Consider the following 12,511-nt stretch of genomic DNA (forward strand, 5'->3'; position numbering starts at 1 on the left):
CTCACTATGTACATCCTGTATCTGCTGCCGGCCAGCATTTCATTCCTGTTGGTTTTCCTGCAGGCGCGCACGCAGGCCAAACGGAATATGCCGCTTATGCTCCATTTCAGGTGCCATATTCTGGCTGTAGGCGGCCTTAGCAGTCTGTTGGTATACTCGCTTCTATTCAGCTCCCGGTATTCAGCTGTACCATCCGGTGCAGTGTATGTGGTGCTTCCTGCCGTGGTGATTCTTCTGCCACTCACCCTCAACTACCTAGCTATTCGCCTGTTTTACTAAATCCACACTGCTGGCAGTGAAACAGTGTAGCTTGAGAGTCACTGCCTACTACATACTCAGCTCTGAACTGTTGCCACAAAAAAGGCCGCCTCCCAAGCAGGAAAGCGGCCTTTTTTATAAAAAGCTAGATTCAGAATTACTTCTGCGACAGTTGTGCTTCGCCCGACTCTTTCAGACGAATCAGGTTCAGGGCCGAGCCAGCTTTGAACCACTCAATCTGGCCTTCATTGTAGGTGTGGTTCACCGTGATGAGGTCGGTGTCACCGTCGGCGTGGTGCAGACGGATCTGCAGGGGCTTGCCGGGGGCAAACTCCGTCAGGCCAATGATGTCGAACGTGTCGTCCTCCTCAATCAGGTCGTAATCGGCCTTGTTGGCGAAGGTGAGGCCCAGCATGCCCTGCTTCTTGAGGTTGGTTTCGTGAATCCGGGCGAAGCTCTTCACCAGGATAGCACGCACGCCCAAGTGGCGGGGCTCCATGGCAGCGTGCTCGCGCGAGCTACCTTCACCGTAGTTCTCGTCGCCTACTACAATTGACCCGATGCCTTGAGCTTTGTAGTTACGCGCCACCGCCGGTACTGGTGAGTATGGCGTGCCTTGGGTCAGGCCATCTTTCACCGAGTTGGCTTCGCCGTTGAAGGCGTTGATGGCCCCGATGAGCATGTTATTGGAGATATTGTCCAAGTGGCCGCGGTATTTCAGCCACGGGCCGGCCATCGAAATGTGGTCGGTGGTGCACTTGCCCTGGGCCTTGATGAGCAGGCGCAACCCTTTCAGGTCGGTGCCTTCCCACGGCTTGAACGGGTCGAGCAGTTGCAGACGGTCGGAAGTAGGCGCTACTAGTACCTGCACGCCCGAGCCATCGGCAGCGGGGGCCTGGAAACCGGCATCTTCTACGGCAAAACCAGCGGGTGGCAGCTCAATGCCCTGCGGCTCGTCGAACTTCACCTGCTGGCCGTCTTTGGTCGTCAGCGTGTCGGTGAGAGGGTTGAAAGTCAGGTCGCCGGCAATGGCGAAGGCCGTCACGATTTCGGGCGAAGCCACGAAGGCGTGGGTGTTCGGGTTGCCGTCGTTGCGCTTGGCAAAGTTGCGGTTGAAGCTCGTGATGATGGAGTTACGGCGCTTCGGGTCGTCGGTGTGGCGGGCCCACTGACCGATGCACGGACCGCAGGCGTTGGCCAGCACCACGCCGCCCATCTGGGCGAAGGTGTCCAGCAAACCGTCACGCTCCACGGTGTAGCGCACCAGCTCCGAGCCAGGCGTCACGGTAAATTCAGCGTTGACCGTGAGGCCTTTGCTTACAGCCTGGCCGGCAATGCTGGCGGCGCGCGTGATGTCCTCGTAGCTGGAGTTGGTGCACGAGCCAATCAGGCCAACTTCCAGCTTCTCGGGCCAGCCGTGCTCTTTTACGGCTGCCGCGAATTGCGAAATTGGCCAAGCAGCGTCCGGCGTGAACGGGCCGTTCACGTAGGGCTCCAACTCGTCGAGGTTAATTTCGATAAGACGGTCGTAGAAAGCTTCGGGGTTGGCGTACACCTCGTCGTCGGCGCGCAGGTGCTGGGCCACGCCGGCGGCGAGGTCAGCAATGTCGGCCCGCTCGGTGGAGCGCAGGTAGTCGCCCATCTTCTCGTCGTAGCTGAACACCGAAGTGGTGGCTCCGATTTCCGCGCCCATGTTGCAGATGGTGCCTTTGCCGGTGGCGGAGAGGCTGTTAGCGCCTTCGCCGAAGTACTCCACAATAGCGCCGGTACCACCTTTTACGGTCAGGATGCCGGCTACTTTCAGGATAACGTCTTTGGCCGAAGTCCAGCCGTTCATTTTGCCGGTCAGCTTCACGCCGATTACTTTCGGGAACTTCAGCTCCCAGGCCATACCGGCCATTACGTCCACGGCGTCGGCGCCGCCTACGCCAATGGCAATCATGCCGAGGCCACCCGCGTTGGGCGTATGTGAGTCGGTGCCGATCATCATGCCGCCGGGGAAGGCATAGTTTTCGAGCACCACTTGGTGAATAATACCAGCGCCGGGCTTCCAGAAGCCGATGCCGTATTTATTGGAAACCGAAGCCAGGAAGTCGTACACCTCTTTGTTTTCGGAGTTGGCAATGGCCAAATCTTCGGTAGCGCCTTCTTTAGCCTGAATCAGGTGGTCGCAGTGCACGGTGCTGGGCACGGCGGCCTGAGGCTTGCCGGCCTGCATGAACTGGAGCAGCGCCATCTGGGCGGTAGCATCCTGCATAGCTACCCGGTCGGGGGCGAAATCGACGTAGGAAACGCCCCGCTCAAACGCCTGCGAAACAGTGCCGCCGTACAGGTGAGCGTACAGGATTTTTTCGGTCAGGGTAAGCGGGCGGCCAACGGCGGTACGGGCGGCCTCAATGCGGGAGCCCATGCCAGCGTACACAGCCTTGATCATCTCTAAGTCAAACGCCATAATTCAAAAGGGAAAAAGTGGAGAGAACGTGCCTATTAAAGACAAGTACGCAAATATAGGTACCGGTCGTTGTGCAGCCCAACTTTTCGGTGGCTGGAAACCAGCATCCACCCGCATTTAGAATGATTCCAACTGGGGTGTACCAGAAGTTGCGCTACATTCACGGCCCTTGAGTACTAAACTAATCCGGGGGTACCGTAGTTTAGCCCCGAATCAACTTAACCTTCTTTGTATGCCCGTTGCCATTGACATTCGCAAGGCAGTACTCGGGGCCGGACTCGCGCTGGCCGCCGTGGCCTGCCAGCCCAATTCCTCTACTTCTGAAAACCAGGCCGCTACCGAAGCTGCCGGCACCGCCGCCGCTACAGCGCTTTCGGCTGGCACCTGGCGCGGCGTGCTTTCGGCCCAGGGCCAGGAAATACCGTTTCTATTTGACGTAGCCACCGACGGCGGCAAGCCCACCGTGACGCTCCGCAACGGTGAGGAACGCCTCAAGCTCGACGAAATCAGTTCAGCTGGCGACTCTACTACCATACGGCTGGGCGTATTCGATGCCGCGCTGGTCGTGCGCGCTGATGGTGCTGATAAGCTCAAGGGAACTTGGGTAAAATACGACGGCAAGGAGCCGTATCGGGTGGCGTTTGCTGCTCAGAAAGCTAGTGCTGATGCAGCCTTATTTACGGGCACGGCCAAAAACACGTCAGTTTTCGGTGACCTGAAGAAAGGCGGAACGTTCCGCACAACGTTCAAGGGCAGCGACGGCGAAACCACGCCGGCCGTGGGCATTATCACCCAGGATTCCCTAAATCCCACCCAGCTCACCGGCACGTTCCTGACTACCACCGGCGACTACCGCTACCTGGCCGGCAACCTAGTGACGAAGGCCGACGGCGAGCATATCCTGCTATCTACTTTCGACGGCAGCCACGGCTTTCTATTTGATGGCAAGTTGGACAAGCCTGGCAACATCAACAGCATCAGCGGCGACTTCTACAGCGGCAAATCGGGCCACGAAACCTGGACTGCCACGCTCGACCCCAATGCAAAGCTGCCCGATGCTAATGCACTCACTGGCATGAAGCCCGGCCAAAAAAAGCTGGATTTCAAGTTTCCGAGTATCTACGAAGGCGGCAGCATCTCCCCTTCCGACCCCAAGTACAAGGGCAAAGTGGTGGTGCTCCAGATCCTCGGCTCGTGGTGCCCCAACTGCATGGACGAAACTAACTTCCTGGCGCCCTGGTACGAGAAGAACAAGCAGCGCGGCGTCGAAATCATCGGGCTGGGCTACGAGCGCACCACCGACCAGAAGGTGGCCTCGCAGAAGCTGCTGAAGATGAAGGAGCGCATGAACATCGGCTACGACCTGGCCGTGGCTGGGCAGGCCTCGTCGGCGGAGGCCAGCAAGTCGCTGCCGCAGCTGCAAAAGGTCATTGCCTTCCCCACCACCATTTTCCTGGATAAGAAAGGCGAGGTGCGCAAGATTCACACCGGCTACTCAGGCCCCGGTACCGGCAAATATTACGAGCAGGAAGTAGCTGAATTCAACAAAACGATTGACCAGCTGCTAGCGGAATAAATCCAACCGCATAAGTCTAAAAAGGCCCGTTTTCACGATGAAAACGGGCCTTTTCAATTAAAAAACAATGTCCTACTGAGCTTGCCGAATTATCTCTACCACGGCACTAGCCCAAGGGACGTAACGAAGCAGGTGAGCCGGCTAACGGGTGCGTTCTAGAAGCACAATAGGTTCGTTGTGATAGGAGGATCGGGCGAATTCCCGGAACCCGAATTTGCGCGCCACAGCCAGCGAAGGCACGTTTTCGGGGTCGATGATGCAGGTGAGGCGCGCCGAGGGGAAACGGGGTTCTATCCAGGCAAGGGCCACCTGCAGAGCCTGTGTGGCAAAACCACGGCCGTGCACCCGCGGGGCTATCGTCCAGCCCGCTTCCAGCGTTCCTTTGAGGGAAGGCGTCAGGTCACGTTGGTAGTCGAAGAAGCCTACGGTGCCGATATATTTACCGGTTGCTTTTTCTTCTATTGACCATGCCCCATAGCCGAGCAGTGCCCAATGGCCTAGCTGCCCCAGCATCCGGCGCCATATTTCTTCTTCCGTCATGGGCTTATTGCCCAGGTAGCGGTAAAAAGCAGGGTCGTTGGCCAGGACATTGAACTCCGGCAGGTCGGATACCTGTGGAGCACGCAGCAGCAAATCGGGAGTTTCGAGCTGAGGAACCAGCGCATGTGGAGTCGTCAGCAGGCTCAGAGGAGTTGTCATGCGGGCAAGTATAACGAAATGATGTAGTCCAGCAGCAGCGACTAGCAGTAGCCGCTTCTCCCTAAGCTACTCGTGTGGCTGAGGCGTTGGTTACCCGCAGCCACAGTGGGCCTTTCGGGCGTAGTGTCACCAGCGGGTCGGTGCCAGGAGCATCGGGGGCAGTAGGCTGAAAATCGAAGTGGTGTAGCGCCTCCAGCAATACCAGCTGAATTTCGGTAAGAGCAAAGTGGTTGCCGACGCACAGGCGTGGCCCACCCCCAAAAGGCAGATAAGCATAGGCTGGAATTGGTGGTTCCTGGCCGGACGCAAACCGCTCAGGTCGGAATGCATCAGGGTCCGGCCACAGGCCAGGGTGGCGGTGAATGCCGTAGATGTAGATGGAAAACAGCGTGCCTTTCGGAATAGGCAGCCCCCGAAACTCGTCGTCTTCCAGCGCCACCCGGTCCAGAATCCAGGCCGGCGGGTAGAGGCGCATAGTTTCCTGCACCACCTGCTGGGCATAGGTTAGCTGCGGGAGTTCGGCAAATTCCGGCGGACGCTGGGCCAGCCCTGCCGCGACCCGCTCCTGCCGCACCCGTTGGGCCGCCTGTGGATGCTGGGCCAGCAGATAGAATAGCCAACTCAAAGCGTTGGCGCTGGTTTCGTGGCCGGCCAGCAGCAGAATATTGGCCTCATCCAGCAACTGTGCCTCACTCATGCCTTCGCCAGTGTCTTCATAGCGCGCATCCAGCAGCATCTGCAGCAGGTCGTCGGGCGCAGGACTTTCTGAAACGGTGCTCTGGCGCCGCCGAATGTATCCCCGCACTAACTCGCGCAACTCTTGGCTGAGCGCCTCGTGCTTTTTGTACGCGCCCCGCGCCATAAACCACGGCCGTAGATAGGGTTGCCGGATGGTGCGCACATAAAAGGCCTGAATGCGCGTGAGAATGTCCGACAGCCGGTTACGCTCCGCATCGGCCATACTGGTACCAAAGGTGGCTTGCGCAATAATGTGGAAGGCTACCCGGGTCATTTCAGCATGAATATCTACCGTGAGCGTGCTCTGGGGCGCGGCCTGCAGGCGGGCGCGCAGGTCGGCGCTCCACTCCTCGGCAGCGGCCTGCATCAGGCGGGTCAGGGCCGTGAGACGCTGCTTATGAAAGCCCGGCTGGATCAGGCGGCGCTGCCGGAGCCAGTCGGCGCCTTCGTTGGTGAGCAACCCGCGCCCTAGGTACCGAATGAGGCCATGCGTCAGGTCGGATTTGAGGTAACGGCGGTGGTTTTTCTGCAGAATATGCTGAGCCAGCGCCGGGTCACGCGTTACAATACAAGGCCGCACGCCGCCCAGGTGCAAACCCACCGTGTCGCCGTGGTGCGAAAGGGCTCGGTCGAGGTTGCGGATAGGCTCGCGGGCCATAGCCAGGGAACCAAGCAAGGTGCGCCACCGTGGCACCTTGGGCAACGTAGTTAGTTCAGGGGCGCTGGGCAAAGTGGAAATAGACATCGTAGCAGGATAGCAAGTAGAGCTGGGAAGATACGGATGCTGGTTCGTTAGGCGAGTGAAGCGGGCTTGTACACTTTCTATTCCTTGCCTGCTATTACCCCACCAGCATGATCTGCTGCAAGCCATCCACCTGCATGGCTCTGTAGCCCGGCACAACCTAGGCCCTACTTCTGCGCGTAGAGGGTTTAATGGCCGCGTGCGGCCCGCCATCCTTTCTCCAAACCCAACCCTCCTTCCTATGTGGATTCAGCAAAAACCCAATGCGCTTGCCCCCGTCGATGAGTTGCAAGGCCATACTGTGGGCTTAAAATTCGAATGCAACAAGTGCCACACCGAAGTATTCACCGACTCTATCGGCGTGCCTGCCCCCGACCATCTGGCCAACTCCATGGAGGATGACGGCCAGTTTGAAAAGGAGGAAATCAAGTGCCCAGGTTGCAACATGACCCACGAAATAACCGTGAAGAGCACCTTCGATGGCGTAAAATTCGACGTTTCGGAAGTGGCACCCGGTAGCGTAAGCTACCAGGTGAACCATTAAGCTACAGTTTCAGAAGATTTCACCGACGCGTATCACTCTATTGAACCGGTGTCAAACTAAGAGGAGGCTGGCCGAATGGCCAGCCTCCTCTTAGTTTGACACCGGTTCACACAACACCTCAGAGGAGGTTAAAGCCAGTGCTATTAGTGGTTCCGCTCGATGGTATAGTTAATGAGCTGCTCCAGTGAAGTGCGCGACGCCGACTCGGGAAAGGTGCGCAGTATGTTCAGTGCCTCGTCGCGGTAGCGCTCCATGATCCGGATAGCGTAATCTAGCCCTCCGGACTGCTTCACAAACTCGATGACAGCCTGTACCCGGTCTTTGCGGCCGTCGTTGTTTTTCACGTTGTAGATGATGCGGCGCTTCGTGAGCCAGTCGGCTTGCTGCAGCGCATAAATGAGCGGCAGCGTCATCTTTTTTTCCTTGATGTCGATGCCCACCGGCTTGCCGATTTCGGTGGTGCCAAAATCAAACAGGTCGTCTTTGATCTGGAAAGCCATGCCTACTTTTTCGCCGAAAAGACGGGCCCGCTCAATAGTGTCCTTGTCGGCGCCAGCCGAAGCAGCACCCACAGCGCAGCAGGAAGCAATAAGCGAGGCTGTTTTCTGGCGAATAATATCGAAGTACACGTCCTCGGTGATATCGAGGCGGCGGGCTTTTTCAATTTGCAGCAGTTCGCCCTCGCTCAGTTCCTTCACCGCATTGCTCACAATTTTGAGCAGATCGTAATCGTCGTTTTCGAGGCTCAGCAGCAGGCCTTTGCTGAGCAGGTAGTCGCCGACGAGCACGGCAATCTTGTTTTTCCAGAGGGCATTGATGCTGAAAAAGCCGCGCCGGTAGTTGCTTTCGTCCACCACATCGTCGTGGACGAGAGTGGCCGTATGCAGCAGTTCAATAAGGGCCGCGCCGCGGAACGTGGCTTCGGGCAGCGGGTCGCCACCGCTGATTTTGGCCGTGAAAAACACAAACATGGGCCGGATCTGCTTGCCCTTGCGCTTCACGATATAGCCCATAATCTTATCCAGCAGTAACTGCCGCGTTTGCATGGACGCCCGGAATTTCTTCTCGAACTCCTCCATTTCGGCGGCAATAGGCGCCTGTATCTGGTCCAGCGTAACGGTCATGCAGGTATTTTGGGCGGTGCAATGATACGGGGCCGCGCGGGGGTTTCCTAACGGGCAGGCCTGAGCCAGCACAAGCAGCGTGGCCCGCGGGCTTTGCCTACAGTCACCTGCCGCTGTTACCAAGCCGGGCCATCTGGTATAGCTACTGGCTGCCAGTAGATACTTGCTGGCAATCTGAAGTGGCCTCTGGTATTTTTAACACGCCTACGTGGCAGCGGCTCTACTTTGTCGCTACCTTGCTTCTCATGCAGCTTATGGTAGTGCGGCTGGCACTGCTGCCCGGCCGCAGCTACAGCAGCAGTTTTTCAGCTGCCATTGTTTCAGATTATTTACTGGCAGCTACAGGGTTCCTGCGGTTGCCGTTCCATCATGTCTGCGTCTCCTGTTCGTCTCGATTTCCAACTCACTAGCGCCCGGCACACCCGGCCGTTCACGGCCGATGCCCGCTACCTGCCCGATGGCCGGCCCAAACCAGTGGTGGTGTTTGTGCATGGGTTTAAGGGTTTCAAGGACTGGGGGCATTTTAATGTGCTGGCAGACTGGTTTGCGCAGCAGGGATTTGTGTTCGTGAAACTCAACCTTTCGCACAATGGTCTCGTGGTGGGCGGCACCGGCGACCTGGAGGACCTGGAAGCTTTCGGCCGCAACAATTTCAGCCTGGAACTAGACGATATTGGTACGCTGCTAGACCATCTGGAGCAACATACTGCCGTGTTACCGGCCACTGAAGCCGACTTTTCACGGTTGGCACTCATTGGGCATAGCCGCGGTGGCGGGCTGGTGCTGCTGAAAGCAGCCGAAGATGCGCGCGTGAAAGCCGTTGTAACCTGGGCTGCCATCAGCAATGTAAACCCCGGCTGGACCGACGAGTTGATGCAGCATTGGCAGCAGCAGGGCGTGTATCACGTAGAGAATACCCGCACCAAACAGCAGTTGCCGCTCTACTACCAGATTGTGGAAGACTACCACCAAAACCGGCTGCGCCTCGATATTGCGCACAACCTGCGCCGCAAGCTTCGCCAGCCACTGCTCATCGTGCACGGCGACCAAGACGAAACTGTGCCGGTGGAGCGTGCCCACGAGTTGAAAGGGTGGAAACCGGAAGCAGAGCTGGTTCTTCTGCCCGCTGTCACCCATAATTTCGGCGGCGGACACCCGTGGCAGCAGGCAGAGCTGCCAAACGAAGCGCAGCAAGCTGCTGAGGCAACGGTGGAGTTTTTGCGGCGGGTAGTATAAGCTGATATTCTGGTGAAAAAGCTGTTTACACACCTTTTCGCATTCAGCGTTAATTTTTACTTTCTCTCCGCTTGTCTTGGCTTGGCCGCCGCAGTATACACTATAGATCAGGGCTCACTACATCCGATTGTTGCATTCTGCATTCCAATAGCTTCTTTTCTCCTTTGTACTGGCTATCAGCTACGACGACGGTCCTTCTCTTTTCTCAGTCCTGGGGAAATAGCTCTCAGTAATCACGACAAGTCAAACCTATTGCTGCAACAGTCCGGTTTCGCACTGACGCGCATTCCACTGTTCATTTTGTTACTCCTGACTCTCGCTTTACCCAGTAATTTCTTGGATGGCTTGAGTGAAGAACAGACCTACCGTCTTCCGCAGGTAGCCACGCTAGCTCTACTGTATTTCTGCTTCTATCGTGGCCTCGGTTTTTTCTCGCAGCCTAAGTTTTCGACTACTGCCATGTTTGTCGGCGGATTAATGTTGTCGGCAGTAATGTCGTACACGCCCGGCACCGCTGGCGCGGCTGTTTCCGCCCTGTTTCTGGTGCTGGCAGGGCTCTGGATAGTGACATGGCTACTGTACCAACGCTTTCATACTCCCTTGCCTGACACCCCTTAAACCATGCCTGTTGCCTACCTCCTGCTTGGCTCTAACCTCGGCGACCGGGCTACTATTCTGCGCGAAGCCCTACAGCACCTGCAGGAAGTAGCCGGCACAGTGGAGGCAGTTTCCGGGTTGTATGAAACCGCCGCCTGGGGCCTCGAAGACCAGCCACCTTTTCTCAACCAAGCTGTGCAGTTGCGCACGTCTCTGTTGCCGGAGAAGCTACTCGATGCCTGCTTAGCCACGGAGCAGCAAGCGGGTCGGCAACGTCTGGTGCGCTGGGGCGCCCGCACCTTGGATGTGGATATCCTGCTCTATGAGGATAAGGTGCTGCATACGCCACGCCTGACGGTGCCGCATCCGCGGCTGCCGGAACGCCGCTTTGCGCTGGTACCGCTGGCCGATATTGCCGCCGCCGTTACGCACCCAGTTCTAAAGCGAACAGTGACGGAGTTGCTGGCTTCGTGTCAGGATGAGCTTGCAGTTACCCGCTTAAAATAGGTATATTAGAATATTCAGAATACGTATTCTGCTTGGCCAAATTTGGCCCTCCCAGACGTGTGTTGGTTGGCCGTATCCTGAGAGAATGCACAATGGTATCTGCCAGGTGCGCCGCTAAAGCAAGGCCGGAAAACGAGCTTCTGCGCCTTGCTTCTGTATTCATCGAACTTTGTCACCTACAGGCTACAACTATGGAAGCACAACTGGAGCAGATTCGGGAGCAGCAAAAAGAAACCTGGAACAGGTTTTCGGCCGGGTGGCGAAAGTGGGATGAGTTCACAATGGACTGGCTGCGGCCGATGGGAGAAGAAATAATCAACTCTTTGGATCTGCAGGCCACCGATATAGTACTGGATGTGGCAGCCGGCACCGGCGAGCCGGGCCTTACCATCGCCACCATTGTGCAGGATGGAAAGGTGGTAATTACGGACCTCGCGGAAAAGATGCTTGCCGTAGCCCGCGACAACGCCGCTAAAAAAGGCATTACCAATTACGAAACCGTAGCCTGCGACGTGTCGGAATTGCCGTTCGAGGACGCCACGTTTGATGCCGTGAGCTGCCGTTTCGGCTTCATGTTTTTTCCCGATATGCTGATGGCAGCCCGGGAAATGGTCCGTGTACTGAAGCCCGGCGGGAAATTGGCGGCAGCGGTGTGGGGTATGCCCGAAAAGAACTTCTGGATTACGGCCATCATGAGTACCATCAACCGGAATATGCAGCTACCGGCCCCGCCACCCGGTGCGCCCGGCATGTTTCGCTGTGGCAGCCCCGGCTTTCTGGCCGATTTGTTCCGAAAGGCCGGGCTGAAAAACGTGACCGAAAAGGAAGTAACTGGCACGCTCAATTGCGGCACGAATGACAACTATTGGAACTTCATGAATGAAGTAGCTGCCCCGGTAGTTTTTGCGCTGAGCAAAGCCGATGAAGCCACCAGAGACAAGATTAAGCAGGAGGTTTTTGCCTTAGTAGACCAAAAGCTACCTGGCAAAAATACAGCTCTGGACTACGGAACTGTGGTGGTGAGTGGCGAGAAATAGCCTGCACCTGCTCAGGATGAAAGGAGAAGCGCCCTGCCGGAATTCCGGCAGGGCGCTTCTCGTTTCAGGTAGCTTGCCTGTTATACAGCTGCTGAGCTTACTGCCACTTCCGGCGCAATCTTCTTCACGAGGCCCTGCAGCACCTTGCCCGGTCCGCACTCCACAAACTCCGTAGCACCGTCCTGCACCATGCGCTGCACGCTTTGGGTCCAGCGGACAGGAGCCGTGAGCTGGCGCACCAAGTTTTCCCGGATTTCGTCGGGGTCGGTGTGTGGGGCGGCGTCTACGTTCTGGTACACAGGGCAGATACCAGCTGAGAAAGTCGTGCGCGCAATGGCTTCGGCCAGCGCCGCCTCTGCCGACTGCATCAGGGGCGAGTGGAAAGCGCCACCTACGGGCAGCGGCAGAGCCCGCTTGGCGCCGGCTGCTTTCAGCTGCTCGCAGGCCAGCTCAATGCCGCGCTGGGAGCCAGACACCACCAGTTGGCCAGGGCAGTTATAATTGGCCGCTACCACCACATTGCCGGCTTCACTGATTTCCTGGCAAATACGGGCCGTAGTATCGTCGTCGAGGCCGAGAATGGCGGCCATGGTACCAGGCTGCTCCTGGCAGGCGGCCTGCATGGCCTGGGCGCGTTTGGCTACCAGCAGCAGCGCATCTTCAAAGCGCAGCACTTTGGCCGCCACCAGCGCCGAAAACTCGCCTAGCGAGTGGCCTGCCACCATAGCCGGCTGCAGCTCGGGCAGCACAGCAGCCAGCGCTACTGAGTGCAAGAAAATTGCCGGCTGCGTCACGTCGGTGCGGCGCAAGTCTTCCTCAGAGCCGGAAAACATGATATCAGTGAGCGAGAAGCCCAGCAACTCATTGGCCTGGTCCATCAGGTGCTTGGCAGCCGGATGCTGCTCGTACAGGTCGCGGCCCATGCCGCTAAACTGGCTGCCCTGGCCAGGAAAAACAACTGCTTTCATGAGAGAATAATTGAGAGTGGCGAAGGATGGGGC

Annotated in this window: 12 protein-coding genes; 7 read left to right on the plus strand and 5 right to left on the minus strand. The window is 57.5% G+C overall.

Translation table 11 applies throughout. From position 1 onward, the window contains the following. Positions 1 to 6 precede the first annotated feature (6 nt). The gene (locus tag H4317_RS13490) at positions 7 to 279 is read left to right on the plus strand and encodes a hypothetical protein (protein ID WP_185887106.1); all 273 of its coding nucleotides are present in this window, start codon (positions 7 to 9) and stop codon (positions 277 to 279) included. A 136-nt stretch (positions 280 to 415) separates the two neighbouring features. Here the strand turns inward: H4317_RS13490 and H4317_RS13495 are convergent, their stop codons facing one another. Further along, positions 416 to 2,710 carry an aconitate hydratase gene (locus H4317_RS13495; protein ID WP_185887107.1) on the minus strand — a complete coding sequence of 765 codons (2,295 nt, stop codon included), beginning with the start codon at positions 2,708 to 2,710 and terminating at the stop codon, positions 416 to 418. Between the two features lie 232 nt (positions 2,711 to 2,942). On the opposite strand from H4317_RS13495, the gene H4317_RS13500 reads away from it, so the two are divergent. Continuing rightward, the gene (locus H4317_RS13500) at positions 2,943 to 4,286 is read left to right on the plus strand and encodes a peroxiredoxin family protein (protein ID WP_185887108.1); all 1,344 of its coding nucleotides are present in this window, start codon (positions 2,943 to 2,945) and stop codon (positions 4,284 to 4,286) included. Positions 4,287 to 4,427: 141 nt separating this feature from the next. Here the strand turns inward: H4317_RS13500 and H4317_RS13505 are convergent, their stop codons facing one another. Continuing rightward, positions 4,428 to 4,985 (minus strand): GNAT family N-acetyltransferase, encoded by a 558-nt coding sequence (locus tag H4317_RS13505; protein ID WP_185887109.1) that lies wholly within the window; start codon positions 4,983 to 4,985, stop codon positions 4,428 to 4,430. 61 nt (positions 4,986 to 5,046) lie between these two features. Further along, the gene (locus tag H4317_RS13510) at positions 5,047 to 6,468 is read right to left on the minus strand and encodes a cytochrome P450 (protein ID WP_185887110.1); all 1,422 of its coding nucleotides are present in this window, start codon (positions 6,466 to 6,468) and stop codon (positions 5,047 to 5,049) included. 238 nt (positions 6,469 to 6,706) lie between these two features. Between H4317_RS13510 and H4317_RS13515 the strand changes: the two genes are divergently transcribed. Next, complete coding sequence (locus H4317_RS13515) at positions 6,707 to 7,009, plus strand: hypothetical protein (RefSeq protein ID WP_185887111.1); 303 nt, start codon at positions 6,707 to 6,709, stop codon at positions 7,007 to 7,009. A gap of 143 nt (positions 7,010 to 7,152) precedes the next feature. Here the strand turns inward: H4317_RS13515 and H4317_RS13520 are convergent, their stop codons facing one another. Next, on the minus strand, positions 7,153 to 8,133 hold the full coding sequence (locus H4317_RS13520; RefSeq protein ID WP_185887112.1) for a polyprenyl synthetase family protein: 981 nt from the start codon (positions 8,131 to 8,133) through the stop codon (positions 7,153 to 7,155). A gap of 369 nt (positions 8,134 to 8,502) precedes the next feature. On the opposite strand from H4317_RS13520, the gene H4317_RS13525 reads away from it, so the two are divergent. The 4 genes from H4317_RS13525 (at position 8,503) to H4317_RS13540 (ending at position 11,510) form a co-directional block, all read left to right on the plus strand. Further along, a complete protein-coding gene (locus tag H4317_RS13525) occupies positions 8,503 to 9,369 on the plus strand; it encodes an alpha/beta hydrolase family protein (protein WP_185887113.1) in 867 nt (288 codons plus the stop codon). A gap of 12 nt (positions 9,370 to 9,381) precedes the next feature. Beyond that, the gene (locus tag H4317_RS13530; protein WP_185887114.1) at positions 9,382 to 9,987 is read left to right on the plus strand and encodes a hypothetical protein; all 606 of its coding nucleotides are present in this window, start codon (positions 9,382 to 9,384) and stop codon (positions 9,985 to 9,987) included. 3 nt (positions 9,988 to 9,990) lie between these two features. Beyond that, positions 9,991 to 10,473 carry a 2-amino-4-hydroxy-6-hydroxymethyldihydropteridine diphosphokinase gene (folK, locus tag H4317_RS13535; RefSeq protein WP_185887115.1) on the plus strand — a complete coding sequence of 161 codons (483 nt, stop codon included), beginning with the start codon at positions 9,991 to 9,993 and terminating at the stop codon, positions 10,471 to 10,473. Positions 10,474 to 10,664: 191 nt separating this feature from the next. Beyond that, positions 10,665 to 11,510 carry a class I SAM-dependent methyltransferase gene (locus H4317_RS13540; protein WP_185887116.1) on the plus strand — a complete coding sequence of 282 codons (846 nt, stop codon included), beginning with the start codon at positions 10,665 to 10,667 and terminating at the stop codon, positions 11,508 to 11,510. An 80-nt stretch (positions 11,511 to 11,590) separates the two neighbouring features. Here H4317_RS13540 and fabD read toward each other — a convergent pair whose 3' ends face one another. Further along, positions 11,591 to 12,478 carry an ACP S-malonyltransferase gene (gene fabD, locus H4317_RS13545; RefSeq protein WP_185887117.1) on the minus strand — a complete coding sequence of 296 codons (888 nt, stop codon included), beginning with the start codon at positions 12,476 to 12,478 and terminating at the stop codon, positions 11,591 to 11,593. Positions 12,479 to 12,511: the final 33 nt, after the last annotated feature.

It is taken from the genome of Hymenobacter sediminicola (assembly GCF_014250515.1).
Taxonomy (GTDB): Bacteria; Bacteroidota; Bacteroidia; order Cytophagales; family Hymenobacteraceae; genus Hymenobacter; species Hymenobacter sediminicola.

Bases quoted from the DNA above. Each gene is read 5' to 3' on its own strand.
- H4317_RS13515 (WP_185887111.1), top strand. From the start codon at position 6,707: ATGTGGATTCAGCAAAAACCCAATGCGCTTGCCCCCGTCGATGAGTTG.
- H4317_RS13510 (WP_185887110.1), bottom strand. From the start codon at position 6,468: ATGTCTATTTCCACTTTGCCCAGCGCCCCTGAACTAACTACGTTGCCC.
- H4317_RS13525 (WP_185887113.1), top strand. From the start codon at position 8,503: ATGTCTGCGTCTCCTGTTCGTCTCGATTTCCAACTCACTAGCGCCCGG.
- H4317_RS13540 (WP_185887116.1), top strand. From the start codon at position 10,665: ATGGAAGCACAACTGGAGCAGATTCGGGAGCAGCAAAAAGAAACCTGG.
- H4317_RS13495 (WP_185887107.1), bottom strand. From the start codon at position 2,710: ATGGCGTTTGACTTAGAGATGATCAAGGCTGTGTACGCTGGCATGGGC.
- H4317_RS13490 (WP_185887106.1), top strand. From the start codon at position 7: ATGTACATCCTGTATCTGCTGCCGGCCAGCATTTCATTCCTGTTGGTT.
- H4317_RS13520 (WP_185887112.1), bottom strand. From the start codon at position 8,133: ATGACCGTTACGCTGGACCAGATACAGGCGCCTATTGCCGCCGAAATG.
- fabD (WP_185887117.1), bottom strand. From the start codon at position 12,478: ATGAAAGCAGTTGTTTTTCCTGGCCAGGGCAGCCAGTTTAGCGGCATG.
- H4317_RS13505 (WP_185887109.1), bottom strand. From the start codon at position 4,985: ATGACAACTCCTCTGAGCCTGCTGACGACTCCACATGCGCTGGTTCCT.
- folK (WP_185887115.1), top strand. From the start codon at position 9,991: ATGCCTGTTGCCTACCTCCTGCTTGGCTCTAACCTCGGCGACCGGGCT.
- H4317_RS13500 (WP_185887108.1), top strand. From the start codon at position 2,943: ATGCCCGTTGCCATTGACATTCGCAAGGCAGTACTCGGGGCCGGACTC.